Consider the following 25,464-nt stretch of genomic DNA (forward strand, 5'->3'; position numbering starts at 1 on the left):
CACTCCGCTTCAGAACAAATATGCAGTAAAATTCCGTGTTATAGCAGATATATGATTTCTTTCTCTACAAATGAGGGTGTTGCGTAATGTTATCGATACTTGATGAGATAGATGTCAGGATCCTGGACATCCTCCAAGAGGAGGGTCGGATCAGTGTCCTTGATCTAGCCGAAAAAGTTGGCCTCTCGCCAACCCCTTGCGGCCGACGGCTCCGGGCACTGGAAGATAAGGGCTACATTGAAAAATACGTAGCCTTGCTGCAGCCCAGGATGTTGGGCATCGTCTTCGACGTGTTCTTGAAAGTGCGGCTTAAAAGCTCGGACAAAGCCGCCATCCACGATTTTCTTGACGCTGTGCGCGGGATTCGCGAGATCCAACGGGCCTATTTCATCACCGGGGATTACGACTATTTGATCCACGTGCGCACAGAAAGCGCGGAGACATTCAAGAATTTTCTCCTCGAGCGTATCCTCACGCTTGGCGTAGCTCACACGCAGAGCTACATCGTGCTTGAGGAGGTCAAGAACACGACCGCACTTCCCATCTCGAGCCCAGGCCACGCCTGAGCAGCAGCACTTGTTCGCACCAGGTTGCGGGGGGCCCGTATTGGCACAGCACCGATGGCAGGTGACATCACATCGAAGGGTCTTCACCGAGAAGTCGTTGTCCTGAGTCTGGTCCGAGCCTTCGATCTGACGAAACTTTCCGTGGCTTAGCGGGGCCACGGTGCTCTTCAAATAGATCAGGATTGACGCTTGCTCTCGAAACTCCAGTCTCATCGTTCGATGTTGAGAAAGAGGAAGCCTTTTGCTGTTTCCGGACGTTGGCGAGGGATCGCGAAACCCGCAATGCGAGCCGACTGTCCATCCGCAAGACGTTTCAACCCTGCTCACGGGGTGACACCCATTTTTGTCATGCAGCCACGGTGGTAACTCATCAGGTGTGGGCCTACGGTCACACCTGCGCCACGATAGTCTGCGGCCAGACGTTCTTCGGTTGTCATCGGGAAGAGAGGCATGGACTTCCATCGTTCCTTCTCCCCAGGCAGGTCTTTGAACAACGACCCCGAAGGTCGCCCGCATGCTCTACCTGCCATAGGACATCCCGGCGGTGGATATTCTCGCGGAGGGAATTCAGCGCGCCGATCTGTGTCTGCATGGAAAGTTCCTGCCTGCGCGGTTCGGGCATCAGTGTAGCTTTACCCTGGGAACGCGCGGCCATCAGGCGAGTACGTCGCTGCTCCATCCAGCAAGCCGACGGCCCAACTCCAACGTCGAGCTGATGAGCAAATCGAAATCTGAGCGAATCGTCCTGTGATTTGTGTTGGCTACACGAATTGCGAACCTGCCGTCGATGCGCGCATTCGACGGCACTGCGACTCCAGATTCCTGAAGCCGGACCAGAAGCTCCGAATTGAGCTCATCAAGTTCCCTATCGCTGAATCCGTCTTGAACGAAGCGAAAACACACCACGTTCATGACAACAGGAGCGAGCAACTCCAGGTCCGGTTCGGCTTCCACGCGTGAAGCAAGATAGAAAGAATCGTCGATATTCTGCTCGATTGCCTGTCCCAATTTCTCAACCCCATAGACAGAGAGATTCATCCAGACGCGCAATGCCCGGAAGCTTCGGGAAAGCTGAATCCCTTTTGAAGCGAATTCGGTAGGCTTCACCGCAATACCGCCGCTGAAGTTCTCCAGATATGAGGGAGCAAAGGAGAATGCCTTTTCGTGAGCTTTCCCGTCGCGAATCAGCACGGCTCCAGTCTCGAACTGCATGTAGCCCCATTTATGGAGATCGAACGCAACCGAGTCAGCCCGTTCCAGACCGTTGACAAGATACCGATATCGAGGCGAAAGTTTGGCTAGGGCTCCGAATGCCCCATCAACGTGGAACCACAATCCTTCGGCCTGAGCGAGATCCGCCAATGCGATGAGATCGTCAGTAGCTCCTGTGCTGACAGTACCGGCAGTTCCAACAATGCAGATCGGGCGCATGCCGCGATTCCTGTCTATCTGGATCATGCGCGCGAGCTCGCCAACTTCGATTCGGTCATGGTCATCGACTGGTACTTTGCGGAAGCCATCGGACCCGAGGCCGAGAAGATCACAGCAACGCTCCGCCCACCCGTGCGTGGCTTCGGACCCGTAGATCACGAGAGGATCTCCCGTTCCTGACCCGAGCCCTTCTTTGCGGATATCGGTGCCGGCTAGGCTGTTGCGAGCTGCTGTTATACCCAGGAGATTCGCGACCGTGCCGCCACTGACCAATAGGCCGCTGGTGCCTTTGGGGAAATCTAGCATCTCGCCAAGCCAGTGAATGACCTGCCGCTCAACGAGGGTCGCCCCTTGGTCATAGCCGGAGACATGGCAGTTCATCGTAGACCCGATGAGGTCGGCGAGCACGCCGACGTGAGTTCCTGTTCCCATCACCCAGCCCCAGAAGCGCGGATGGATGTTGCCGGTCGGGTAGGGGAGGATATGCTCCTTGACGTCTCGGTACACCTCTGTCAGCGAGGAACCTTTCTTGGGTAGTGGAGTTTGGAGGAAGTCGCGGGACGCAGCCGAGGGACTCTGCCAGGTCGGACGCTCGCGAACGTCTTTCAGGTATTCGACCATATCGTCGAGAATCTGGTGTCCTAGAGTACGAAACTCTTCCCAGTCCTCTGGATCTAGTGAAACATTTTGCGATGCTTCCGATTCGTTCACGGCGACTTCCTCCTGCACCTTGCATTCCAGCGAATAGATTTCTAAATTTCTAAATAAACCTGATAGTTCTTTCAGCGATGCCAATAGGCCATCGTCGCCTTGGATCGAGGGCGGCGGTGGCCGTTGTATGGTGGCCACGATGTTCTATGCGAAATACGCGTTGAGCATTGGAACATCGGAGATGAGGCTTTCCAGGCGTTCTATCTTGTTCTCCCGCAGAATGAAGATCGTCGTGAGATGCTCGTCAAGGATTTTCCCGCCGTGGTTTCCGGTGTTGTGCAAGAGCAGTCCCACATCTTTGTAGCCGATGATGATGTGCTCCACCTTGACGGTCACTCCATAGGAGTTGAGAATTTCGGCTCGCTTGAATATTCCATCGACGCCACGTGCTTGGCCGGACATCAAGCTGGTTCCTGGCAGATTCCAAACGACGTCATCCGTGAGCAGGGATTGCAACAACTTTCGATTCTGGGTCTTTACTGCCACTGCAAAGCTCATAGCGAGCTCCATTTTTTCTTCGTCAGTCATACGACCTCCTCCAAATACGGTTTTGTATCTTCTTCCGGAGACTCTCGCTATTGAGAGAGCTAGATTGCGCATTGTCTTCGACCAGTCAATACGGCGTTTCCGCAGAGGCCTAGCCGAGTTCTCAATGCCTATGGCAACGCGATTTTTGACAGCCGTCGCGAGGCTTTAGATTGCCGATGACTTGTTCATCGCGAATTCCCCTCTATCTCATCCCCCGACCTTAGCGAGATCCTTCGACGATCGCACCCCGTTTCTTGCTTTCAAATTAAAAAGGATGGGATTGCGATTGAAGCCACTGATTCCAGAATCTATGAAGCTGGATAAGGCAATTGCAATTACAGCCCGTTGCTCTATGGAATAGGAGTTACGGTTCTCCTCTGGTCGGCCCGCGCGCTGCCGTCCATGAGCGGAACTAGGGACAACGGTGTGACACAACCAGCGCCCGAGATCAATGCTCTTGGAGAGCACGACTTCAGATGAACCTTGCCTGATACGATCGCAGGCCAAGCAACGCTCAGGGCCCCGATGAGTTTCGGCGTCATCTGGTCCAATCTCGGGCGGATATCGGCGCGCAAGTCAACTGGATGGTCAAACTTCCCACGCTCCTCGGAGTCCCATTGGGCGAACAGCATGTATTGGATCTCCTTACCCGCCTCAACCTGCAGTCGGAAAAAGTGGACCACCCAGTCCGGGGAGAGGTTGGCCTGAGCTGCTCGCAAGCGAATGTCATCCAGCAGTTGCTGTTCTCGAGCCGGGTCTTCGATTGGCGCACCAGTGTTCCATTTGGTTTGCGCAACCTGAGTCATAAGAGTGAGGCGAGCGGCCATCAACGCCTGAACAGTGGCCAAGGCCTCCGCCTGTGTGCGATCGATGTTCTCCGCCTTTCCTGCGCTCAGCGCACATGCGGATGGAAGCAGGTGTTGGCCGTCAACGGGGGTGGCGGCGGTGGGGAGGATAAGCGCCAATGATGCAGAGCCTGTAAGGATCATTTTCGAGAGCGTACGAACCAGGGGAACTCCTTCTGATATCTGCCATAGGTGAAAGCTGGCGCCTCTGGCGGGCCAGGTTTTGGTGAACCGTTGAGATTGCGATCGCACCTCTGCAGCCTGCGTCCCGCCGTGTTGACTTGAGCTTGCGTTGGCGGCTCTCCGTGCATGCATCGCAATTACATGGCAAGTCCGATGGCTCTATTCTCCTCGGGCGAGGCCAGCCATATGCCATATTTAGCTGCAGCGGCAAAGACGCCCTGCATCGTTTCCATCGTCGGCGCAATCATCACCTCTCCCTCGGCGATCGGCTGCGCCAAGGCCTCGAAGAACGAGAAGAGCTCACCGCCCGTGACACTGATCACGTCCGCAGGCGTGGTGCCTGCTGCTCGCAAGGCGTGCTTCGAGCCGCCTGGGATTGAGACTGCTTCACCCTCAGCAATGGTTTGCCAGGCACTACCGTTCAGGCCCTCCACATAGATCGATACCTGTCCCGATATGATGAAGAAAATTTCAACGTCGCGATGGCTATGGAGCGGAATCTCGCAACCCTCTGGAAGCTCGCCCCTTATCAGGGCGATCTTGTTCGCTCCCTCCTGAGGCCTTACTAGGAATTGCTGAAGCACGCCCAAAACTTGGTAAATCTGTTCCCGAGATGCGGCCACTGCCTGACCTTCCCTGCTTTTGAACTCCGACAACCAAGCCTCCTTTTGTGTTCATACAACTGTCACAAGAATGCAGGCACAGGCGTCGTCAATTTTGCCTAAAATAGCTAATTTTTGCCTTTTCCCCGGCATCATTGTGCCCGCAGCCGAAATCAAATGGCTGAATACTCCGCAACAGCTACATCTCGAAATACCCGCTGCCCGGCCGGAGAGAGCTTTTTACAATTTCGCCATCGCGTTTCTTCGAGCTCCCGCCTGCCTACCTGGCACCCTACTCATCGAGCGAATGAAATAACCTCACCTCCTACAACTTGCCCTCTGCGGGGCATCATGTGCGAGACAGCGTCCGATGAGGAGCATCGCTCTTGAGCACGAACCAAAATTATCCGGATACGAGTTGGGCGTTCGCGTATGGCGTACTTAGCGAGCTTGATGGATCGCTCGAATATCTGCTTTCCAGGGGAAACCCCAATTCCATGGTCCCGCACTTCGACGCGCACCGCGGCGGCTCGCGGCCGTAGATATTGTTCGTCTGGGCAGACTAATGTGAGTAGCTTCCACGTCTCAGGCAATAGCACCAGCTTCCAATTTGGCTAAGTATGGCTCCCGAGGTCTCATCGCTCAATGCCTCCATCTCTCCTGGGTTCGAATTGCTGTGGCGATACTGCCGCCCCCTGGGGCTTGAACTTGATCCTGTAACTGAGACGCGCCGCGCCGGATGGAGGAGCGGGATGGTATCTGCACCCGATGATCACTAGGTGATAGTTCCAGCGCACACGAGCCCTAGAATCGTCTACTGTATGTGCGCTGGCAAAAAACTATGGCTCGACTTATACGTCGAGCTGAGTGGGCTTATGCTAAATTCCTTGTTTTCAAATTTCACCATCACACATATTGATTTCAGTCTCGTGTCAGTGGGAAGTTGAAAGCAAGGCAGCTCTAACATGCCCCGGAAAATAATCGCGCGATTCGATAAATTCCAAGTGGATAGGTAACTTTCCGTGACACTCCTAGCGCTCCGGTTATAGAGAATAGGGAGATGGCCTCACAGAGCAACAAGCAACATTCAGAGGTGTTCGGCCCCCAATACATCGACAGACTATATGGCTATGCGATGATGCTTACGAGAAATCGAGCAGAGGCGGAAGACCTCGTTCAAGAAACCTATCTGCGCGCCTTCAAGGCGATTGATCGCTTGCGTGAGGATAGCAACCTGAAGAGCTGGCTCTTTACCATTCTGCGCAATGTATGGCTCAATCAACTACGCCATGGAAGAGCTTGCCCCCCGATGGTCGACATGGAGGGGAACGGCAGCACAATGGACGCGATCCCGGGACAGGCACGCGACTCCTACCAAATCCTCGCAGCCAATGAAGACGTTGAAAGTGTTCGCTCCGCGATTGGCTCGCTATCAACAGAGTTGCGAGAGATTATCTTGCTCCGCGAATTTGAAGAGCTATCTTATAGAGAGATCTCGGCCATCCTCGGATGCCCAGCGGGCACAGTGATGTCTCGCCTGTCTAGAGCGCGAGCCAGGCTTCGCATCCTACTCGGGAACACTTCGATGAAGCAGTCCATGCCGGAAAGAGGAACAAGGAATGATTGACTGCGGTGACCTCGGCATCACGATCCATCTGCTCCTCGACAATGAGCTAGTCGGCGGCGAACTGGAACAAGCGCGCGTGCATCTGGGAGCATGCAAATCTTGCCGGGTAAGGCTACAGGAGGAGGAGGCACTATCGAAGCAGTTGCGGCACGCCTTCGTCCCGCTTGTTGCGCCCAAACCGTTGCGAGATCGCATACTATCGCTCACCCAAGCCTCCACGGTCGGGGGTGTGCCGACCGGCGGAGATCTTCCTCGCGAGCATCCCTCGCAGCACGCCAGCCACAGGCATCGCCCCATCGGCCTCTCATCAGGCCGTATAGCGCTGGCAACCGCGACTCTCACGATGGTTGTCGGCGGTCTACTCGTTGTGACGAAGGCTTGCCGCGACAGCTCCACAGACCTCTGATCGCTTTCCAACGGTTAGCAAGGGTCTCTGGAGGAAGCCTGTTTCAATTCGGCGGAATGAACGCGACGGCATGACCGCAGCTTGGCCACATGGACAAAGCTGCGGTCATATTCGCGCTCTCGTCTCGGCCACCCGGTTTTAATCGCTTAGGCCTGCCACCAGGCCACAGCTACGGGGAAGGGCGTCCGCCACGCTTCTTTCTCCCTCTCGGCTAACGGCCACTCCAATGTAACGAGATACGGCGTCGAGAATACCCAGTACCCTGCTTTGAAATTTTATCTGTGATCGATGGCAGAGCTGCAGTGGAAATGAAAGAACCCGGATCGGCGAAGATCGAGGATCGATTCGTAACGAATATCATGCAAAGTCGTTAGACTCTCTTCTTTGCGGCTTCATTGTGGGAATAATCGATAGGCCTCTGTGTTCCTGCTGTCATGGAAAACACGAAGAGAAGCATAGACACTGTAAAAAACCCTCCCACGATTGAGCCGGATTTCAAAGTGGAGACGCGCAAAGGGGGGATATGGTTCCTCATTCTGGAGGCCTATGCGAATATTCCCCCCTTGGGGATCAGAATGCTTTGAAGATGCACATGGCCACCCCAATCTCCCAGCTAGGACTGGGAAGGCGCTGGCTGTCTCGCATGGGGGCTCATGCCGCCAGCAACTCACGCAGGGCTGTTCGCGCTTGTGACAAGCGCGCCACAACGGTTCCCACGGGACAGCCCAGAACTGTAGCAATGGAGTGATAGGAGAGATCTTCGAATTCCCGAAGCAAGATGACCTCACAGTACGGAACGGGCAGGCTCCGGACCGCGATTCGCACCTGCTCATCCTCGATCCCGCTCGCAGACGCATGGTGCAAGCCTCCAGGATATCCAACAGCAGAGTGCGGCCCTCTTCTCCTGACGGGAGATTCATCACTCTTCGGATGGCTTCGCCCAACGTCATGAAGCCAGATATCGCGCAAGATTGCGAAGAGCCCTTTCTTGGCGTTGCCGCCTCCCCATGGATTGCCGATCAGCTGCAAGGCACGGGCATAGGTCTCTTGCACCAAGCCTTCGGCATCTTCAGGATTACAGGTTAGGAACAGCGCGTATCTGTACATTGCATCAACGCATTCGATGCAATGTGTTTCCGAGTCACTGGTTGTGTTGTATTTCGTTTGCATGGTCGGTGGTCCTTTTAAGAGACAAGCTCCCCACACATGGCCAGAGCATCTGCCATGCGCTCAGGTTGTGTCTTTCAAACGATGAATTCCGGTCAGTGTTTTATGCGGGTAGTCTCATATCTCCAGAAAACCCCGCCTTACCGCGATTGCCATTGCATGGGTGCGGTCATTCGCCTTGAGCTTCTTCACGAGATTGCTAATATGAAAATTTACGGTTGTCTCCGCAATGCCCAAAATATCTGCGACTTGCTTGTTCGCGTGCCCGTCTCGAATCAAGGCCAGGACTTCGAGCTCGCGAACTGTGAGATGCTCGCCGCCCAGGTGCATTGCTATTTTTGCCGCTACCTCTGGCGGGACGCAGCGTCCACCATCATGTACTGACCGGATGGCAGCGAGGATCTCCGCCTTCGGCATACTCTTGAGCATGTAAGCCGATGCGCCGGCACGCAGTGCCTTTCGTATCTCGACGTCACCTTCCGATGTGGTCAGCATGATGATGCGCGCGCTTTGGAACTCTCTGCGAATGGCCTTCAGCGCCGCAATGCCATCCAGACCAGGCATCCGAAAGTCCATAAGCGTGATATCAGGCCGATGGGTTCTGAATGCGGCTACCGCTTCACTTCCGGAGATAGCCTCCGCCACAAGGTGTAGATCTGGCTCTGAGGTGATCATCGAGTTTAGGCCCTCTCTGAAAATGGGGTGGTCCTCAACGCTCATTACTCGAATTCTCTTTGGGCCCTCCACAACTTGTCTCCATCGTTGTCACGCTTCTTGGCATGGCAATTACCCTGCTGGCTGGTTTCAGCATAGTAGTTTTTAGTGCTGGCGGCCTGTCATCCTAGAGAAATCTACAGGCATGAATTCGCAGTTGTTAGTAGCCCTACCGGATCCGCTGTCGGCACGGCTCAGATGCGTCTAGCAGCTCCGCAATGCGCGCGGAATATATTTTGTCCTGGTGTGTCCCATGGACTAGCTAGTCACGTAACAGGACCGACATGGTCTTTGCCGGATGTTGGTTTGTTGGAGAACAGGTAATAGGGCTTCTTTCATGACCTTCAGCGCCGACCCAACTTCGGCAGCTAGGATGTCCAGATAGAACAGGCCTCGAACGCCGTCCCGCCCTGGCAGCATGGACACCCGTCTGGATCGCGGTGGAACATCCCGCTCCTGGGCGTCCAAATTCCACCCCAGAAGAATCTGCCGACCTGCCCTCCGCAGCTTCCTGGCGTTATAGAAGGAAGCTGCGGAGGCTCATCATTTGCATCGTTATCGCTGTGGATCGGGCAGGGTCAGCGTAAGTTGCGGATCACCCAGCAAGCCGAATTTGCTCTGGAAATACGGCACCACCGAGTTCGCCAGGACCTTCCGGATGTCATCCATCTGGCTACGCGCAACGGCGGTATTCACGTGGTAGCGGCGCGCGTAATCCGTCTGATCGTTCGCGATGTTCTTCTCCACATCGTGAGCGACGGAAAGATTCGCGTCACTACCCTTGTCCGCTCCGTAGCCCAACTCCGCCACATGCGCGCGGTTCTGCATAATGCCGGCCACGGCCTCGTTGATGATGACGCCGACACCATTTTCCAGATGACGGCGTGCGATATCGTCGCCCACCGTCTTTGATAGACCTGAGAACCCGAAGATCGCATGGCCGCTCTCGTGCGCAAAGGTGCCTATGTGCTTGACCAGCGTCTGGTCACTCACGACTCCCGTACCGCCCGTCAGCATCTTCTCGCTCAGGTGGACCTGGTGTCCATCCCAGAACGACGCCGAGTGGTCCTTGTCGCCGCGCAACATGACATAAGGAACCTTGTACGCCGCGACCGCCTCTGCCTCCGCCGTGCCCAGCCAGCTCATCTTCGCGAGGAACAGAAAAGCTGCCGTCTCGTCCGCGACGTCCTTCGCATTGCCCTGCGTGTTCGGATGCCCTACTATCGCCAGCATGTCCTTCTCGGAGAGTCGCGCAACAATCTGTGCGCGCACGACCGCCGGAACGCCAGGGTCCCGCAGCAGCGTGGCGTAGAATTTTCGCTGGGCCTCGTCCTTCACGTCGCCAGTCGCGTGGCCAAGGCGTAACAGAGTCTCTTCAAGCCCCGCACTCCCCGCGACCGGGATGCATCGAGCCAATCCCGCCTTCGTCATACCCTGTGCTTCCCCGCAGAGTTCCCGGTCGATCGGGCTCACCGCGAAAAAGCGGACAGCCTCGCGCACGACGGGGTCCGGGCTTTCAACAAGCGATTGCAGATCATCTTCGGTGATCCAGTCCTTCTTGTGTTTCTTGAGCTCTTCGAAGTGAGAGAGCAACACCTGTGCAGCCGACTTCAGGTTCGTCGAGGTGCCGACCGACTGCGCCGTGGGTGTCTGCATTGGAAGCGGCGGCTTCTCGCTCGCCCACACCGGGCTCTGGCTGTAGAAGCCACACACAACCGCGTACGTCAGCATCGATTTGGCGAGCGATCGGAAGCAAGCGCGCGTCGTCCTGCGCCCTCGGGGCGCGAATAGGTACAGTTTGTTCGTCAAAGTCTTTCCTCCTGGTCGTCCCTGCGTCGTTGCGCTGCGTCACCCTCTCGGGTCACGCAACACGTTCGCGTGGGAGCACTGCCATAACCCGGCCTAGCCGAGGATATTCCCCTCTGTCTCTCGCCATCTCCGCCGAGCGGGGCCGGGTCGATCTGGGTGGACTGCCCTTCTGTTGCGTTGGCAAGGCGCGGCGAACTCAGGGCGTACGTTCAATCCCGAGACTTCGCCGGCCTCGCTCTATGCCATCTGCAGCGCCCTACCTCGACGACCTGGCGATGCTGTGCGCCGCTTCGACGATTACCGCAGTTACCGCATCCGGATGTGACAGCATCGGCACATGACCCGATGCCAGCCAAGTCGCCTTCGCGTGGATCTTCTCGGCTTCGGCCTTATAGAGTGCCGGGTCGATCATCTGGTCCTGTTCGCCTGCGATCAGCCAACTCGGCTTCGTCTTCCATGCTGCGGCGGAGACAGGCTCGTCAAAATTGGCTGCTCTGATGGGTCCCTGCGTCACAGCTAGCAGGTTCGACTCAGCGGCCGGAACGTCAGGGGCGAAGTGCTTTGCGATGTCCCCGGGCGAGAGGGTGAGATACCCGGAGGAGTCCGCGATCGGGTGCAGGAGGCCCGGCGGGGTAGGATATGGCTTGCCCATCTCGCCTGCGGACTGTCCCTCGCTGGGAGCGAATGCCGAGACATAGACCAGGGCTTTGACCCGATCGTCCACGCCGGCTTCGGTGATCACAACGCCAGCCCAGGAATGTCCGACGAGGATGATCGGACCAGTCTGCGCAGTGATCGCACGCTTGGTGGCGGCAACGTCGGCCGCGAGGGACGATAGGGGAAGTTGGACTGCCACGACTTTGAGGCCTTGGGCCTGAAGCAGCGGGATCACTCTATTCCATGACGAACCGTCTGCGAATGCACCGTGGACAAGAATGACAGTGGTAGGTACGGTTTGCGCGAATGCGGGCCTCGAGTACGTGGCGCATATTGCGGCGAATAACAGCGTGAGTTTCAGAGACCAAACCTTGAACGATTTCATTTCACTCTCCTGGCAGATGGTTAGGGTTGACACGACACGAAGATGCACGGGAGTTGCTTTAGGAAGCGGCTCCCACCGTTTCCTGGGGCGCCATAGAGTACTGCGCTCCTGTTCTTCTCTTAGGTGGCTGAGTAGCGCTCCTTGCTGGCGGTTGGACACAGCCACGTCAATAATTGACGGGAACATCCCTATCCGAAATAGCGGAGAGCGGTTCTAGGCTGCGTGGGAAGTCTTTTTTTGGGGGGTATCGGTGAGCCGTGGGCAATCGCAGTCCCTCGTGGATGGTGGCAGCCTTCAACTCACTCGATGCGTTTGCAGTGGTTCGATTCGTGCGCATAAGACCCGGGACCTAGGCTACAGTTGCGATCCTACATGCTGAATTCGAAAGCAAGGTAAGAGGCGTTTGCGTGCCAGGGGATGTTGTGAAGGTTGCTCTAGACATCACAAGCGAGCCCATTCTGTGCCCTCATGAGTTTCTCCCCCTCGTCCTAGTGTTTATGGCTGAGTAGGCTGAAGCCCAGAACGGCCAGGACGATCCCAGCTACGGCTACATACAGCCAATCCCGTTCGATCGCATACCCGATCCCAACGCAGACGACACGAAGCATAGGGGTTGCGATCAGCAGGAGGATTCCGAGCTGCACTATTGCCAATGCGTGCCCATGGAATGCGCCCATCGCAATTTGCGGAACGAACCGCAAGGCATCCGGTTCGCCGATAAATGAGTGAAAGGCTGCGGGAGCTGCCCTATGGCGGAGCAACAACAGAACACCGCCAACGAAGATCACCATACCGGCCCCCGCCGTGGTCCATCGGAGGACGGCGGTCATGCTCCGTTTAATCGATTCGTACGCATCTATCGGTTCCACGATCTTCATGACAATTTCCCAGTCAGCCCGTTGAAGATCATCTCCGCTCCAAGCAGAGCAATCACAATCGCAAAGATGATGCGCATGGGCCTTACCCTTGCTGTCTGCAAAACGCGCGCCCCGAGCAATGATCCAAGAAGCACACCGATCGTCACGGGCATGGCAACGGCGGGATTGATGTAGCCCCGGCGCAGGTATACGCCAGCGCTTGCGACTGCGGTCACGCCGATCATGAAATTGCTGGTCGCCGTCGAAACCTTGAACGGTATTTGCATTGCCCCATCCAGCACTAGGACCTTGACCGCGCCCGAACCAATCCCAAGCAGTCCCGAGAGTGTCCCTGCCCCGAACATCAGCCCGAAGCCCAATGGCACCCTCCGGGCGGAGTAAGGCAACAGCTTTCCTTCGTGCGGATAACTTCCGACTAGCCGGAGCTTCGCGGCAAGTGCATCCGGCGCGCGACCTGTGGTGTCCTGCTTCCTGGACCCCATCGAGGAGGAAGCCGAGTAGAGGAGCACCCCGCCAAACAGTATGGCGATCCACTTGGTCGGCGTGCTCGCTGAAAGAAACGCCCCGCAGATTGCGCCGAGGGTGGTTGCTATCTCGAGAAATAATCCAAGCCGCGTGTTGGAGAATCCCTCCTGTCTATGTGCGGCCTGTGCGCCGGCGGAAGTGCCGATGACCGAGATCAAAGACGCTCCAATGGCGTAGTGCACATCGACATGGAGGCCGAGGACGAGCATGGGCACAATGACCACGCCGCCCCCCAACCCCGAAAGCGAACCGAGGAATCCGGCAGCCAGAGATCCGCCCCATGCCAACGCTGCGAACTCGAGTTGAGTCATTCTCCTCCTCCACTCGAACGCTCTGGAGACCTACGCCTCATATCTCGCCATGCTCTAGCGGACAAGTCCGCTGGATTCGATTTGTAGCTCCGCGGCCTTAGCGAAGATCGCGCTCAAATGGGCTGAGGGGTGAACCGTATCGGCGAACATGAACGATTCAGCTGCGTCTGGCGTTGTGAATGTCGCGGGGGAACAGAACAATGACTCGCCGAAGAACGTGGGGTTCTGCAGGCTCAAGGCAGTAGCTTTCCCGATCTGGGCTTCCAGGTTGCAAGCCATGCCGGTGTTCGACACCTTGAATCCGAACTCCTGGAAGTTTGCGACCACGTTGTCGATGATGCCGAAGCTGTCGAGCACGACAATTTTGTCGAGTTGATTCTTGCTCTTCAGTTGACCCAGCAGGGTCGAGTTGAAGAGCTGGGAGATCTGGGTGAGCGACTGGCCGTGGTCCGCACTGGAGACGCCCTGCGGAGTGGTGCCAATGTCGGGGAGACTCATCAGGACTACGTGTGTCGCGCCTTTTGCGATGACAACCTCGACTACGTCGGCCAGATCTAATGCCGACTGAGCGATTGCCTGCTCGGCTGCCTGGAGTGCGGCAGGGGTGCCTACCTGTTCGGCGACCGCCAAATTGAAGAAGATATCGTTAGCTCCTCCGTTGATGATGACGAGCTGATTGGGATGGAACCGCTGGTGTTCGGAGAGATACCGGTTGAGCTGCTCCGTGACTGGGATGGTGGTCTCCTCAGAGAAGTCGGCATTCGGAGTTCCGGCGGCCGCATGATTGATGCCAGGCTGCAATGCGACCCGAGATCCGCCTTCGGCGTAGTCGAGGCCGCCAGATGGCTTGAGTGGTTCTCCGAATCCTCCCTGAAATGCAGGCAGGAGCACGTCCCCATAGGTGCAAGCAATGTCTTGTACATAGACTTTGGAGGGGTTGGTGGTGAACTCTCCGCCGTCGAATTTGGCTTTGGCGAATTGCTGATATGTGCCGGTATCCAGCAGGCTGTCCCCGAATGCGACTACCTGCAGCTTAGCGCCACCCGGTGGGGTTCGTGCGGTCGAGTCGAACTGGCAAGCGGCGTGTAGCGATGTGGAACTGAGGACAGTCGCGATCAGGATTGCCGCGATGGAAAGCATCGCTCTATGGGGTGGGGTGGATTTTGTGACGGTCTTCTGGTATTTCATAGCGTTGATTCCTTAGTCTTGGGGAGGGGCACAGACATTTCGCATTCTGGGCGCGTGGCCACACATGACTCATGCCGACTCTGCCCCAGTGTTGAAGTGGGACAGAGTCGTCATGAGCTGAGTGGATCGGGGAGGCTCGATCTTTCGTGGAGAGTGACAGAACGCCTAGTTCGGTTGGCTGGTGATCCGAAGGTATGGCTTGACTGTTCTGTAGCCAGGGAATGCGGTCGTAGCCTCTTCGTCGGGGACGGCCGGTGTAATGATCACGTCATCTCCTTGTTCCCAATTGGCTGGCGTGGCTACTCTGTGCCTCGCTGTAAGCTGCATCGAATCGAGTACCCGAACGATTTCGTCGAAATTGCGACCCGTGGTCATCGGATAGGAGAGCGTAAGCTTGATTCGCTTGTCGGGTGAAACGATAAAGACAGTGCGCACCGGCGCGTTCATTGCCGGAGTCCGGCCTTCGCTGCTCTCTCCCGCGTCTCCTGGAAGCATGTTGTACAGTTTCGATACTTCAAGGGTCGGGTCACCGATTACCGGGAAGTTGACGGTGTGACCACTCACCTCTTCGATATCCTGGGCCCATTTGCGATGATTCTCGACGGGATCGACGCTCAGTCCGATGACTTTTGTCCCTCTGGCTGCGAACTCGTTCTCCAACGCAGCCACGGCCCCTAGTTCGGTCGTGCATACAGGCGTGAAATCTTTAGGGTGTGAGAACAGGATGGCCCAAGTGTCACCGATCCACTCATGAAAGCGGATCGTACCGTGTGTGGTTGAGGCTGTGAAATCAGGGGCAATATCGTTGATCCGTAGTGACATCGTGTGGCCTTTCAGTTGTGTCGTAGTTGTGGCGAGGATCTGTTCGTATCAACGCAGGTGAGTCAATGACGCCGTTCGTGCCGCGCTGCATCGATGAATCCTCGCTGTGGGGGAAACACCTCTTCTCCCCATTTATTCTCGTCTTTGGTGAACAGCGATCGGCCATCGGCGCTAACGGAAATGGATGATCCGTGGAGTGTGTGGCGGCGAGGTGTATGAGGGGATGCGAATCTCGTGAGGACGAGCGACGCTGTCAGCGCGGAAGGCCAATCTCCATCCCACTGTAGGTTCCCGTCTGCTCTCATCAGGGCAACGACCCCGCGAACGAGAGCCACGACTTGATCGATGTCTCTCGAAGTGCGTTTACGTCTCAGATTGAAACTCTCTCATGGTCATGAGAGGCCGCCCGCGCCTGGAGACGCGGGCGGCTGGTTGTTAGTAGCCAATGGTGAATCGTGCCCGTTCGTGAGTCGGAATTTCGAGCTCGTCAACGATAGCGATTGCGTAGTCCTCCATCGAGATGCGACTCTGGCGATCCGCATCGCTTACGAGCTCGTCGTTGCCAAGGCGGAACTTCCCGGTGCGCTCGCCCGGCTGAAAGAAAGCCGCAGGGCTGAAATAGGTCCAGTTGATGTCCGACGCCCGCAGCATGTCCAAAGCTTTTCCATGGGAAGTCGCGAGGGGAACATACGGGGCTGGGAGATGGCCGGAGGCGAGCAGGGTCACTCCCGGCGCTACTTCGAGCGAGCCGGCGCCGCCGACAACGATGAGACGGATATTGCCCGCCTTCTTGACCGCTGCAATTTGGCGTTCCGTTACCCCGATCAGCGCGTCAGTATCATCCGGTGGTGGGTTGTAAGCGCTGATGACCGCGCTGGCACCAGAGATCAATGACGCAATCGTATTCACGTCGCTGAGGTCGTCCTGCTTTGCAGTGACTTCAGTTGGGATCTTGGATGTGTTGCGTGCGATCGCAGTTACCGAATGGCCCCGCGAAACGAGCTCCTTGAGGATGCGGCTTCCACTGTTGCCTGTTGCTCCATACAGTACGACGTTCATTGTTCGCTCCTTGAGTTGTTCATAGTTCGGTTCATCGGTGGAGAGGGCATAACTGCGCCGGTCGGCGGGGCCCTCCCCGTGTAAAGTCAGAGGTTTTGGTAGTCAAGGGGGCGACGCTTGAGCGAGAGGTATTGATGGACCATTGAGACCGCCGTCGCCCCCTCTCCCACAGCCGTCGCAACTCGTTTGATGGAGTTGTGGCGAACGTCTCCGGCAGCGAAGAGTCCGGGCATGCTGGATTCCCGGAGCATTGGTCTGCGGCCGTCCAGCCAAAACCCGATAGGCGGTTCCATCCCTTCCAAGTCGTCTCCGGTCAGGATGTAGCCCGCACTGTCTGTATAGAGTGGGCCGGGCGTTATCCAATCAGTTCGAGGACGTCCGCCGATGCACACGAACACACCTTGCGTCTTCGCGCATGTTTCCTCTCCAGTGAGACAAGACTTATAGGTGATTCCCGTTAGGGAGTCTCCGCCCTCTAGACTGGTCAGGACGCTCTGCGTTCGGACTTCGATTCTCTCGGAATGCTCTATGCGTTCCAAGAGATATGTTGAGAGAGTGTCTTCGAGATGTTGCCCACGAACGAGCAGCGTGACCCTCTCTGCATAGGCGGCGAAGTGTAGAGCCGCTTGCCCAGCGGAATTCCCCCCGCCCACGATGAACACGTGCCCTTCGGACAGCACCGCCTCGCTCGGACCTGCGCCGTAGAAAAGGCCGTGATTCAGGAAGCGCTCTTCGTTCGGGAGGCCTAGCTTGGCGTATTCGACACCCGTGGCACAGATCGCTGCTCTTGTGACGATCTTGCCCCCGCCCGCCAGATGTCCGACCAGGGAGCCATTGTCGAAGCCAAGGCCGATCCCTTCGGCTGTGACGATGATCTCCGCGCCGAATCGCTGCGCCTGTTGTCGCGCCTTCGTGGAGAGTTCCCACCCGCTGATCCCATCTGGGAATCCCAGATAGTTCTCAATGCGCGATGTGCTGGCTGCTTGCCCCCCGACGGCAGAGCGTTCGACGACGATCGTCCTGAGGCCTTCTGATGCCGCATATACGGCGGCGCTCAACCCGGCCGGTCCCGCACCGCAGATCGCCACGTCGTAGTCTTGGTGCTTCGGCTCGCGAAACCAGTCGAGCGCGGCGGCCAGATCACGGATAGTCGGCCTGAATAGCACAGAGCCTTGGCTCAGCACGCAGATTGGAAGTCGGGCATCTGACAGGCCGCTCGCCCCGAGTCGCTTTGCTTCCTCGTCAGAGTTGAGCTCCGACCATTCCACTACGACTCCGCTGCGCGTTAGGAAGTCCCGCAGTTGGTAGGCTTCCGCCGAATTGTACTTGCCATATATCTTCGCGTTTGGAGTGACCATTTCAGCTTTCCTCTCTATCCCTGCGGGACGTTTAGCCAGGCAAAGTCCGGAGTCGCTAACCCTCGACTATGGGCCGGTATTGCATCTGCCCAAATCGCACCGAAAGGAATGTCTGCATCAAAGCGATGACCAGCCCCACGCAGACGGCATTCACCGCGAGCTGGATCAGGAAGCCTCTGATCGTGAAGACAACTTTTGGTGTGCGGGAAAGTGGAACCACAACACCGCTCATGAAGACGTGGACGGCTATACCGAAGAGGAGCCCAAAGGCTACTGCGTCGTGTGAGACGGAGGGGAACGAGACGCTTGCGGCAAAATAGGCTGAAGAGACCGCAAGTGCGATCGAGAAGTGAAGTGCAAGGCCGACGAACGCAGTCTTCAGGCCTCCCTCAAAGGAACGGTCGCCGAGCGCTCCGCTGGCGATGAACTGTAGAAGCGTTCGCGGGGGCATTCCCTGGGCGGACGTGATGACCATGGTCGTCACTATGTCGATGACCGCCGACGTGCATCCGCTGATGATGATGATTGCTGCAGTATTCATGTGGAGTTCTCCCGCCGCTGGGGCTAGATCGGGCAGCAGACCGCGGCGTCATAGGCAGCGGTCTGCGTCCCGGGTTATACGGTGCGGATGAGTCCGAGCTGGGTGAGCGCGGTGACGCCGTCGTCGAGTCCGATCTCCTCGACGATCTTGCCGTCCTCAAGACGCAGCACCGTGGTTCCGGTGAAGTGCATCTTGCGGCCTGTCGCGGCGGGCAGCGATCCTGCCAGGAAGTCGGAGAACGCGGGCCCGCTGTGCGTGCCGCCGCCGACCCAACGGCCAACGACGAGGTCGCCCTCGGCGATGAGGTCTGCCGCCCCGCCGAAGCTGAGGTCCGGGAACGCGGCGCGGAAGTCGGTCATGAACGCCTTGATGTCCGCGTGTCCGCGGCGGGGCTCGTGCAGCGAGTACTGCAGGAGCATGTCAGGGGCGGCGAGTTCGTCAACGATGCTGAGGTCGCACTTGGGACCCCAGAAGCTGGTGAACCAACGGCCTACGATGGCTTTGTTGTCTTGTTCTTTCGACATGGTCTTTTCCTTTTGCAGCGGGTATGGCGAAGGCCAACATGGCTCTCGTCTCTCTGCATCTCGAAAGCTATTCCCATGCAAGACAACCAACACTCCGTATCTTGCTTTCGTATTCACTTTCATCGTTTGTTTACGGTGCCGAGCAGGGCGACGGGGGATCTATTTTCTCGACGGGCCGACCATGGAGCGCAAGTTAGGTTGCAAGTTGCAGCAGGGCCGGGCCGCGTCAATTGATCAAGGCTGCAGCCTGAGCCGAACACTGCGACGGATCCTGTCGTCGCAGCGTTCGGGCCCACGCAGCAGTGGGTATAAGTAGTCCGCTAATTGCCTAGGCTAAAGGCGTATATCTTGTTGTTCCCGATGCCGTTTGCCGTCGGGTTCAGGGCTGTATACCCAGAACCCCAATAGACCACGCCATTCACGATAGATGGGCTGCCAACGACTGATCCACCGCTCGCGAAGCTCCACAGGATTTTTCCCGATGCTGCGTTCAAGGCATACATCGCTCCCGAGAAAGAGCCAGCGTAGACCACTCCGTTGGCAACACTGGCGGCTCCCATGTCGATGCCTCCTTTTGTGGGGTCCGCTGTCTGCCAAACGATTTGCCCAGTCTGTGCGTTCAGTGCTGCCCATGATCCCCAGGTGATGGCCTGCCCACTAGGACTGAGGCTATAGGACGCCTGGGTGAAGTTCGCGATAGGCACATAGATGTTGTTCCCATCGGAGGCTGTCCCCCACATGATGCCTCCCAGAAAGCTTCCCGGGCCAACCAGAGTACTCCAGCGGACGGCGCCGGTATCTGGGTCCACCGCCCAATAGACTCCGCTTTTCTGGCCGAAGCCGACAATATTCCCCAAGAGGTTCGGGCCTGCCCCGGGAAAGTCGAAGTCGCGGCCAGGAGGCGTGGGACACGGAGTCGCACCGGGAGCCAGTGCGAGCTCACAGTCCGCGTTGGCCGTATCATAGTTTGTGATCTTGTTTGCCCACTTGATCTTACCGGTGGTTAGATCGAAGGCCATGACGCTATCCAGGTGATCATTCGGAGGAGTGCAGGAGCTGGTGTCCCCATCGGACAGGTGTTCCGTCTCGCACTGTTCAATGGCATCCGGCACCGTGTAGTTGTCCCCTGTTCCTACGTAGATTGAGCCTCGGGCTACGTCAATGGCCGGCTGTTGCCAGATCGCCCCGCCGCTATAGCCGTCAGTCGTCCCTCCATTATCGGGAACCGTGTACGTCTTCCACAGTATGGAACCGGTGCGGGCATCTAGGGCTACCAGACTGCCCCGGAAAGTGCAGCATGGATATCCCGGCACAGCCGCCAGCGCTTCCTCATTGGAGGCCACCGGAACATAGACTATGCCGTTATACGCGGTCGGGGAGCCCGTTATCACTGACCCCGGGTGCGGGTCTACTTGAGTGATCCACTTTCGTATCCCACTCGAAGGATCGACGGCAATCACATTTGCTCCATTGTGCAATGCCGTCCTGTTAATGACGTTGTCTCCGACGATTACTTCGTCGGCAAGCACTAGGGGGCTCACCCTGGACATTGAACCGGTTTGCCCGTCATATTCAGAGACTTGGTGCGACCAGACCTGACGCCCAGTGTTGGCATCGATAGCGAAGAGGTTGCCTTTCCAATCGGGAGCATAGACGACGCCATTGGCGACTGTCGGGGTTGCCGAGACGTCTCCGCCCGTTGTGAAAGTCCATTTCACCTTGAGGCCTTGCACATTGGTCGCGTTGATCACAGTTTCAGCGGGCTGTTGGCGATTGTCGCCGAGACTCTGTCCGGCGGATTGCCAGCTTGCGCTCGTTGAACCAGACGGGGGCGTTGGCGAAACGCTTTGCGCCCTACCGAAATCGCCGGCGATGCAAAACATGGCGACAACGTATACGGCAAACTTAGAACGGTTGCGGATCTCATCGATCTTCATCATTTCTCCTTTGGGTGGTGAAGCGCTAGAGCCTTCCTAACATTCACAACGCGACTGCCCGACTATCGTCCGAATTGCCTGACGATGGCCCGCGCTGGCTCTGCAGATGCATAACAGAGCTCTGCGAGGAATATTCCGCATCGAATAAGTTTTATTAGCTGTAGATTGTCGAAATAATTCGGAGAGGGAAAGGCTTTGGCTGATGCCGCCCTAAGGGATGGCAAAGAGCACCATGACGAACCCACGCCGAGGCAGGAGGAGAACATCGCTGTCGTCGGTCTCGTCCCAAGGGGACAGGCGGATGTCCAGTGGCGGCTAGACCGGCAGCCGCTGAGTCTTTTGTTCGCGGCCAATCACGACCATCTGATAGAAGTTTGATATCTCGCGGAACGACGGGCGTCGTTACTCTTTTGCGGGGTGTCCATCTCTGCCTTACGCGCAGGGTGGCCTTGCCTTTCCTCATGTCCGCTCTAGATGTCTGGGGTTCGAGTGAGGTCGCCGTCCTTAGTCTCCCGCACCATCAGAAGCCCTGCGAACGAAAGCACCGCCGCCGCGGCGAGATAGTACCCCACATACTGCAGACCGTAGGACCTCGCCAGATAAGTCGCGGCATACGGGGCCAGAGAACCGCCCAGAATGCCTGCGAAGCTAAAGGCGAGCGAGCTTCCGGTGTATCGTACAGGCGTCGGGAATAGTTCTGAGATCACGGTACCGAGCGGGCCATAGGTCATGCCCATCAGTGCCAGGCCGAGGCCCATCATCGCCACTGCCCCACTTGCCCCAGCAACGAAGATCTTCGCCATCACAAGACCGAACAAGGCAATCGCTACCGTAATCGCAAGCATCACGCGACGACGCCCACGCTCGGCTAGCAAAGCGGATGCAGGGATGGTGAGTGCAAACAGGGGAATCACCGCCAACTGCATCAACAGGAATTTCCCGCGGCTAAAGCCCAGCACTGTCGTGCCCCACGAAAGTGCGAAGACCGTCATGAGGTAGAAGAGGACGAAGGTCGCGAGGCATATAAGAATGCCCGCGAGCAGCGGCCGCGTGTGACGGCGAATCACCGTCAGCATCGGAAACCTCACCTGCTCCTGGCGATCCAACGCCCTCTGAAAGACGGGCGTCTCGTGAATCGTGAGTCGAACATAGAGACCAAGGAGAACCAGCACAGCGCTGACGAGGAAAGGGAGCCGCCATCCAAAGCGGAAGAACTGCTGGTCCGTGAGCAGGCGCGAGAGCAAGAGGAAGACGCCGCCGGAAAGGAAGAATCCAAGTGGCGCTCCAAGCTGCGGAAACATGCCGTACCATGCGCGTTTGTTCGGCGGGGCGTTCTCGACAGCGAGGAGCACCGCGCCTCCCCACTCGCCTCCAAGACCGATACCCTGTCCGAAGCGGCAGAGCGCGAGCAGCAAGGGCGCTGCGAAACCGATGGTGGAATACGTCGGCAACGCTCCAATCGCGAAGGTCGACAGCCCCATCGTAGAGAGTGCGATGACCAGGGTGGTTTTGCGTCCGATGCGGTCGCCGAAATGTCCGAAGAGCGCGGAGCCGACGGGTCTTGCAAGGAACGCGATGCCGAAGGTCGCAAGCGAGGCAAGCGTTGCGGCAACTGGATCGGACGCGGGAAAGAAGAGCTTCGGGAAGACCAGGACTGCCGCCGTCGCATAGATGTAGAAATCGAAGAACTCGACAGTCGTGCCGACGAGACTGGCGAAGAGTACTTGGCCAGGGCGGTTCTTGGTCGTACTTTGGTTCACTGTCATTAAATTCTCACCCTAGTTGCTGAAGGAAAATCTACGGCAGAGAGACACATGCCTGTGGGTATCTCTCCGCCCTGCCATTCCGCTCCTCGACGATCGCCTGCGAAGGATGTCGCTCTCGTGAGAATCAACAGGTCCAACATCCCCACGGCTGGGATCGGTCGAATACGCTTGGTTTCTATGCGTGCGCCCAGCTCGGCCGTCATTGAGCCGCTGCAGGTCTTACGAGCCCTATTACATTGAGGCACATGACCATTGGTACCTAAGTCTCTGAGTTCCGCGGTCTCCGGCAGATCTCTTCACGAGCGTAAAGGATGACTGGGAATGAATCACCAGCGTATCAGTCTCGACGTCCGGTTTGGTTGGAGTGCCATCTCCCAGAGCGCTGCAAGTAGTTTGTATCTCGAATGAATTCCCTTGTCGCTGCAACTGCTTCGTAAGGCACTTGCTCGCGTGTGCGCCTGAAAGGCCTTTGCCATCCCAAACGAGGATGCCCGCGTTCGGGGTGTCTTCACAATGGCCGCCACCGGCAACGTAGAGCCCCTCCCGTAGATGAAACGAAGTCGCGCTCTGCCCAGCCGAAACGATGGACAGCACTAACGTTGATAGACCAGCCAGCATGGTGAAGGCTACCCGATTGATATTTAGATGAAGGTTCATTAGATTGATCCAGCCTTTCAGGGTTATAGAGACGGTAGTGACCGTCACGCTGTCCGAAACTTGCTTGGCCACATCGTCAGCGAGACTGTTGATGGGGCGAACGACGTCGCAACCCCTTGCATGGGAACTCTGCCCGTCGAGGATTGCAATGCTCTCATTCAAATCAGGGTTCGCCGCCTCCCATGTACCCCGAGGAGCACATGGGAGGCGGCGAACTCGAGCGAGTTATATCTTGTATTTCATCTTTAGGATTTCACCGGCGCGCTCGCCGATGACGACACACGGCCCCATCGGTCCTCCAACAATCGCATGGGGAAGGATCGACCCGTCAGCGATGCGAAGGTTCTCGATTCCATGGACCTTGAGTTCATTGTCGACGACAGACATGGAATCACGTCCCATCTTCGCCGTACACGATTCATGAGAATACGTTGTAGCCGCGTCACGGACGAAACCCTCCAGTTCCGCGCCTTTCAGGTTTCCCGGCATCACTTCGCGCTTGACGAAAGGCCGAAGCTCCGCCGAGTTTCCTATCGCGCGGCAGAGTTCCACTCCAGCCACCGCTGCTTTCATGTCATCAGGGTGCGACAGGATCTGTGCATCGATCTCGACTGGATCGGAGGGATTGGGCCCCGTGATCCTGACCTGTCCACGGCTCTTTGGCTGGACTACGCCGGAAAGCAATGTCCACGCTTCCCTCGGAGGGTTAAATCTTGCGACGGTCTCAGCGCTGCAGATCGGCACCTCTGCTTGGCAAGTTTGTAGATCTGGAGTCTTGAGAGAAGAATTGCTCTTCCAGAAGAAGGTCGCCTCGCCTGCGTTATTGCGCGGAGCCAATGGCTGCGGGTATTCCCAAACGCAACTGATAATTGGATGATCTTGAAAATTCTGTCCCACGCCCGGCAGATGCTGGACCACCGGAATTCCGAATCTCTTCAACTGGGCCTGATCTCCAATGCCAGACTGCATCAGGACCTTCGGCGTATGAATAGCGCCAAGAGACAACACGACCTCGGAGGTGGCGCTTATGCGGCGAATCGTCTGCCCGTGAGATATCTCCACGCCAGTCGCGCGTTTTCCCTCGAACAGAACGCGCGTAACCATAGCGTTCGTAAGCACCGTCAGATTAGGGCGGTCCATGTAGGGGAAAACGTAGGAGCGGAACACCGACTGACGTTTCCCATCCCGCACGCGCAACTCCAGGATCGTAGAGCCGCCATCGCCTTCCATCATGCGTCCGTTCTGGCTTTCGAACGTGGGTATTCCGATGGATCTCGCTCCTTCAACCATGGCGGGAGCGACCGGACTTGGGTTAGGAGCAGGTTGCACAAAAACCGGCCCGCCCGTCCCGCGGTACTTGGGATCTGTCGGCCCATGCCAGTCTTCAATGCGGCGATAGATATCGAGCACAGACGCATAGCCCCAGGCTTTATCGCCTGTCACCGCGGCGAATGAATCCCAGTCATTCCTGTGTCCGTGCGACCATGCCATCGCGTTGATGCTCGATCCGCCCCCTAGCACCTTTCCCATATGCAAAGGCATGGAGCGCCCATTGAGATATGGACTTGGACTGCCTGCGAAGCCCCAATCGCGTTCTGTCCCGAAGTTCCTGGGCCATTGATTGGCTTCCATGACGCTTGGAACGGCGTCGCTTCCCCCGGCCTCAAGCAGAAGCACGTTGGCCTCGGGGTTTTCGGCGAGGCGGCGAGCTACAACCGATCCGGATGACCCTGACCCGCAAACGATGAAGTCATAGTGAGTCTTGAGCGACATCGTTAGCTTCTGTTGGTTGACTTGTACTCTTTTGGAAAGTTCGGTCTGCTCGCCTTCGCTATCGCCCTTTGATTCTTGCCCGGCCCAAACACTTGAGTGGAGCGGAGTTCCTGCAGCCATGCCAATAGCAGAAATACCTGCTCCATAAACGAATTTCCTACGATCCATGCACCCTCAATTCCCAGTTCTTAAAATCGCCTCTGTTGTCCATCGAGCGTAGAGCCGGAGGCCACAGTTGCGATCCTACCCGCTGAATTTAAAAGCAAGAAACAGAGCGTTGTAGCCGAAGGGTCTCGCTTTCGATTTATGCGCATCTGAAAAGTGCGCACGTCAGATTGCAGTCTCCATGCCCGGAGCGATGGCCTTCCCAAGTAGCTAATAGCGGATGGCTGACCATTTCCATCGGTCAATGAATGGGTCCAACCCAATAGCTGTTCACCATGGGGATAACCGATTCGGGGCCGCATCGACGCGGTCCCGAATCGGCTTTTGCC

The 25,464-nt window shown here is 57.1% G+C and carries 24 protein-coding genes; 4 read left to right on the forward strand and 20 right to left on the reverse strand.

Annotated elements, in window-relative coordinates; translation table 11 throughout:
- The first annotated feature begins 86 nt into the window (after positions 1 to 86).
- Positions 87 to 566, forward strand: a complete 480-nt coding sequence (locus ACIX8_RS18535; protein ID WP_014266911.1) for an Lrp/AsnC family transcriptional regulator — start codon at positions 87 to 89, stop codon at positions 564 to 566.
- A gap of 654 nt (positions 567 to 1,220) precedes the next feature.
- Here the strand turns inward: ACIX8_RS18535 and ACIX8_RS18540 are convergent.
- The 4 genes from ACIX8_RS18540 to ACIX8_RS18555 all read right to left on the reverse strand — a co-directional run bounded on the left by ACIX8_RS18540 (position 1,221) and on the right by ACIX8_RS18555 (position 4,920).
- Entirely contained in the window at positions 1,221 to 2,708 is a 1,488-nt protein-coding gene (locus tag ACIX8_RS18540; protein WP_014266912.1) for a pyridoxal phosphate-dependent decarboxylase family protein, read from the reverse strand.
- 144 nt (positions 2,709 to 2,852) lie between these two features.
- Positions 2,853 to 3,236: a nuclear transport factor 2-like protein gene (locus tag ACIX8_RS18545; RefSeq protein WP_014266913.1), complete on the reverse strand. Its 384-nt coding sequence runs from the start codon at positions 3,234 to 3,236 to the stop codon at positions 2,853 to 2,855.
- A 350-nt stretch (positions 3,237 to 3,586) separates the two neighbouring features.
- On the reverse strand, positions 3,587 to 4,084 hold the full coding sequence (aroQ, locus tag ACIX8_RS26020) for a gamma subclass chorismate mutase AroQ (RefSeq protein WP_184260808.1): 498 nt from the start codon (positions 4,082 to 4,084) through the stop codon (positions 3,587 to 3,589).
- Positions 4,085 to 4,401: 317 nt separating this feature from the next.
- Positions 4,402 to 4,920, reverse strand: coding sequence for a cupin domain-containing protein (locus ACIX8_RS18555; protein WP_014266915.1), 519 nt, complete (start codon positions 4,918 to 4,920; stop codon positions 4,402 to 4,404).
- Positions 4,921 to 5,252: 332 nt separating this feature from the next.
- Between ACIX8_RS18555 and ACIX8_RS26025 the strand changes: the two genes are divergently transcribed.
- From ACIX8_RS26025 to ACIX8_RS18565, 3 genes are all read left to right on the forward strand, one after another.
- Complete coding sequence (locus ACIX8_RS26025; protein WP_190273699.1) at positions 5,253 to 5,408, forward strand: hypothetical protein; 156 nt, start codon at positions 5,253 to 5,255, stop codon at positions 5,406 to 5,408.
- 518 nt (positions 5,409 to 5,926) lie between these two features.
- Positions 5,927 to 6,493 (forward strand): sigma-70 family RNA polymerase sigma factor, encoded by a 567-nt coding sequence (locus tag ACIX8_RS18560; RefSeq protein ID WP_014266916.1) that lies wholly within the window; start codon positions 5,927 to 5,929, stop codon positions 6,491 to 6,493.
- A complete protein-coding gene (locus tag ACIX8_RS18565) occupies positions 6,486 to 6,899 on the forward strand; it encodes an anti-sigma factor family protein (protein WP_014266917.1) in 414 nt (137 codons plus the stop codon). The genes ACIX8_RS18560 and ACIX8_RS18565 overlap by 8 nt, the downstream gene beginning before the upstream one ends.
- A gap of 651 nt (positions 6,900 to 7,550) precedes the next feature.
- Here ACIX8_RS18565 and ACIX8_RS18570 read toward each other — a convergent pair.
- From ACIX8_RS18570 to ACIX8_RS18650, 16 genes are all read right to left on the reverse strand, one after another.
- Positions 7,551 to 8,069 carry a sigma factor-like helix-turn-helix DNA-binding protein gene (locus ACIX8_RS18570; protein ID WP_014266919.1) on the reverse strand — a complete coding sequence of 173 codons (519 nt, stop codon included), beginning with the start codon at positions 8,067 to 8,069 and terminating at the stop codon, positions 7,551 to 7,553.
- A gap of 114 nt (positions 8,070 to 8,183) precedes the next feature.
- Positions 8,184 to 8,813, reverse strand: coding sequence for a response regulator (locus tag ACIX8_RS18575; protein ID WP_014266920.1), 630 nt, complete (start codon positions 8,811 to 8,813; stop codon positions 8,184 to 8,186).
- Positions 8,814 to 9,335: 522 nt separating this feature from the next.
- A complete protein-coding gene (locus ACIX8_RS18580; RefSeq protein ID WP_150110665.1) occupies positions 9,336 to 10,436 on the reverse strand; it encodes a hypothetical protein in 1,101 nt (366 codons plus the stop codon).
- A gap of 409 nt (positions 10,437 to 10,845) precedes the next feature.
- Positions 10,846 to 11,631, reverse strand: coding sequence for an alpha/beta fold hydrolase (locus tag ACIX8_RS18585; RefSeq protein WP_014266922.1), 786 nt, complete (start codon positions 11,629 to 11,631; stop codon positions 10,846 to 10,848).
- 488 nt (positions 11,632 to 12,119) lie between these two features.
- Positions 12,120 to 12,509 (reverse strand): DUF1634 domain-containing protein, encoded by a 390-nt coding sequence (locus ACIX8_RS18590; RefSeq protein ID WP_014266923.1) that lies wholly within the window; start codon positions 12,507 to 12,509, stop codon positions 12,120 to 12,122.
- A complete protein-coding gene (locus ACIX8_RS18595; RefSeq protein ID WP_014266924.1) occupies positions 12,506 to 13,345 on the reverse strand; it encodes a sulfite exporter TauE/SafE family protein in 840 nt (279 codons plus the stop codon). The genes ACIX8_RS18590 and ACIX8_RS18595 overlap by 4 nt, the downstream gene beginning before the upstream one ends.
- A gap of 54 nt (positions 13,346 to 13,399) precedes the next feature.
- A complete protein-coding gene (locus tag ACIX8_RS18600; RefSeq protein ID WP_014266925.1) occupies positions 13,400 to 14,533 on the reverse strand; it encodes an SGNH/GDSL hydrolase family protein in 1,134 nt (377 codons plus the stop codon).
- A 165-nt stretch (positions 14,534 to 14,698) separates the two neighbouring features.
- A complete protein-coding gene (locus ACIX8_RS18605) occupies positions 14,699 to 15,355 on the reverse strand; it encodes a peroxiredoxin (RefSeq protein ID WP_014266926.1) in 657 nt (218 codons plus the stop codon).
- A 435-nt stretch (positions 15,356 to 15,790) separates the two neighbouring features.
- Positions 15,791 to 16,414, reverse strand: a complete 624-nt coding sequence (locus tag ACIX8_RS18610) for an NAD(P)-dependent oxidoreductase (protein ID WP_014266928.1) — start codon at positions 16,412 to 16,414, stop codon at positions 15,791 to 15,793.
- 86 nt (positions 16,415 to 16,500) lie between these two features.
- On the reverse strand, positions 16,501 to 17,772 hold the full coding sequence (locus ACIX8_RS18615; protein ID WP_014266929.1) for an NAD(P)/FAD-dependent oxidoreductase: 1,272 nt from the start codon (positions 17,770 to 17,772) through the stop codon (positions 16,501 to 16,503).
- Positions 17,773 to 17,827: 55 nt separating this feature from the next.
- Positions 17,828 to 18,313 (reverse strand): hypothetical protein, encoded by a 486-nt coding sequence (locus ACIX8_RS24790; RefSeq protein ID WP_014266930.1) that lies wholly within the window; start codon positions 18,311 to 18,313, stop codon positions 17,828 to 17,830.
- Between the two features lie 74 nt (positions 18,314 to 18,387).
- Complete coding sequence (locus tag ACIX8_RS18625) at positions 18,388 to 18,837, reverse strand: ester cyclase (RefSeq protein WP_014266897.1); 450 nt, start codon at positions 18,835 to 18,837, stop codon at positions 18,388 to 18,390.
- A gap of 320 nt (positions 18,838 to 19,157) precedes the next feature.
- Positions 19,158 to 20,777 carry an outer membrane protein assembly factor BamB family protein gene (locus tag ACIX8_RS18630; protein WP_150110666.1) on the reverse strand — a complete coding sequence of 540 codons (1,620 nt, stop codon included), beginning with the start codon at positions 20,775 to 20,777 and terminating at the stop codon, positions 19,158 to 19,160.
- Positions 20,778 to 21,244: 467 nt separating this feature from the next.
- Positions 21,245 to 22,540, reverse strand: coding sequence for an MFS transporter (locus ACIX8_RS18640; protein ID WP_014266932.1), 1,296 nt, complete (start codon positions 22,538 to 22,540; stop codon positions 21,245 to 21,247).
- 231 nt (positions 22,541 to 22,771) lie between these two features.
- On the reverse strand, positions 22,772 to 23,197 hold the full coding sequence (locus tag ACIX8_RS18645; RefSeq protein WP_150110667.1) for a hypothetical protein: 426 nt from the start codon (positions 23,195 to 23,197) through the stop codon (positions 22,772 to 22,774).
- 225 nt (positions 23,198 to 23,422) lie between these two features.
- Entirely contained in the window at positions 23,423 to 24,970 is a 1,548-nt protein-coding gene (locus tag ACIX8_RS18650) for a GMC family oxidoreductase (RefSeq protein ID WP_014266934.1), read from the reverse strand.
- Positions 24,971 to 25,464: the final 494 nt, after the last annotated feature.

This window comes from Granulicella mallensis MP5ACTX8, assembly GCF_000178955.2.
Taxonomy (GTDB): domain Bacteria; phylum Acidobacteriota; class Terriglobia; order Terriglobales; family Acidobacteriaceae; genus Granulicella; species Granulicella mallensis.

Coding starts and splice junctions, on each gene's coding strand:
- ACIX8_RS18570 (WP_014266919.1), bottom strand. CDS start 8,069: ATGCAAACGAAATACAACACAACCAGTGACTCGGAAACACATTGCATC.
- ACIX8_RS18585 (WP_014266922.1), bottom strand. CDS start 11,631: ATGAAATCGTTCAAGGTTTGGTCTCTGAAACTCACGCTGTTATTCGCC.
- ACIX8_RS18595 (WP_014266924.1), bottom strand. CDS start 13,345: ATGACTCAACTCGAGTTCGCAGCGTTGGCATGGGGCGGATCTCTGGCT.
- ACIX8_RS18640 (WP_014266932.1), bottom strand. CDS start 22,540: ATGACAGTGAACCAAAGTACGACCAAGAACCGCCCTGGCCAAGTACTC.
- ACIX8_RS18630 (WP_150110666.1), bottom strand. CDS start 20,777: ATGATGAAGATCGATGAGATCCGCAACCGTTCTAAGTTTGCCGTATAC.
- ACIX8_RS18580 (WP_150110665.1), bottom strand. CDS start 10,436: ATGCAGACACCCACGGCGCAGTCGGTCGGCACCTCGACGAACCTGAAG.
- ACIX8_RS18610 (WP_014266928.1), bottom strand. CDS start 16,414: ATGAACGTCGTACTGTATGGAGCAACAGGCAACAGTGGAAGCCGCATC.
- ACIX8_RS18605 (WP_014266926.1), bottom strand. CDS start 15,355: ATGTCACTACGGATCAACGATATTGCCCCTGATTTCACAGCCTCAACC.
- ACIX8_RS18545 (WP_014266913.1), bottom strand. CDS start 3,236: ATGACTGACGAAGAAAAAATGGAGCTCGCTATGAGCTTTGCAGTGGCA.
- ACIX8_RS18565 (WP_014266917.1), top strand. CDS start 6,486: ATGATTGACTGCGGTGACCTCGGCATCACGATCCATCTGCTCCTCGAC.
- ACIX8_RS18625 (WP_014266897.1), bottom strand. CDS start 18,837: ATGTCGAAAGAACAAGACAACAAAGCCATCGTAGGCCGTTGGTTCACC.
- ACIX8_RS18615 (WP_014266929.1), bottom strand. CDS start 17,772: ATGGTCACTCCAAACGCGAAGATATATGGCAAGTACAATTCGGCGGAA.
- ACIX8_RS18600 (WP_014266925.1), bottom strand. CDS start 14,533: ATGAAATACCAGAAGACCGTCACAAAATCCACCCCACCCCATAGAGCG.
- ACIX8_RS18560 (WP_014266916.1), top strand. CDS start 5,927: ATGGCCTCACAGAGCAACAAGCAACATTCAGAGGTGTTCGGCCCCCAA.
- ACIX8_RS18645 (WP_150110667.1), bottom strand. CDS start 23,197: ATGAACCTTCATCTAAATATCAATCGGGTAGCCTTCACCATGCTGGCT.
- ACIX8_RS18650 (WP_014266934.1), bottom strand. CDS start 24,970: ATGTCGCTCAAGACTCACTATGACTTCATCGTTTGCGGGTCAGGGTCA.
- ACIX8_RS24790 (WP_014266930.1), bottom strand. CDS start 18,313: ATGAATACTGCAGCAATCATCATCATCAGCGGATGCACGTCGGCGGTC.
- ACIX8_RS18535 (WP_014266911.1), top strand. CDS start 87: ATGTTATCGATACTTGATGAGATAGATGTCAGGATCCTGGACATCCTC.
- ACIX8_RS18590 (WP_014266923.1), bottom strand. CDS start 12,509: ATGAAGATCGTGGAACCGATAGATGCGTACGAATCGATTAAACGGAGC.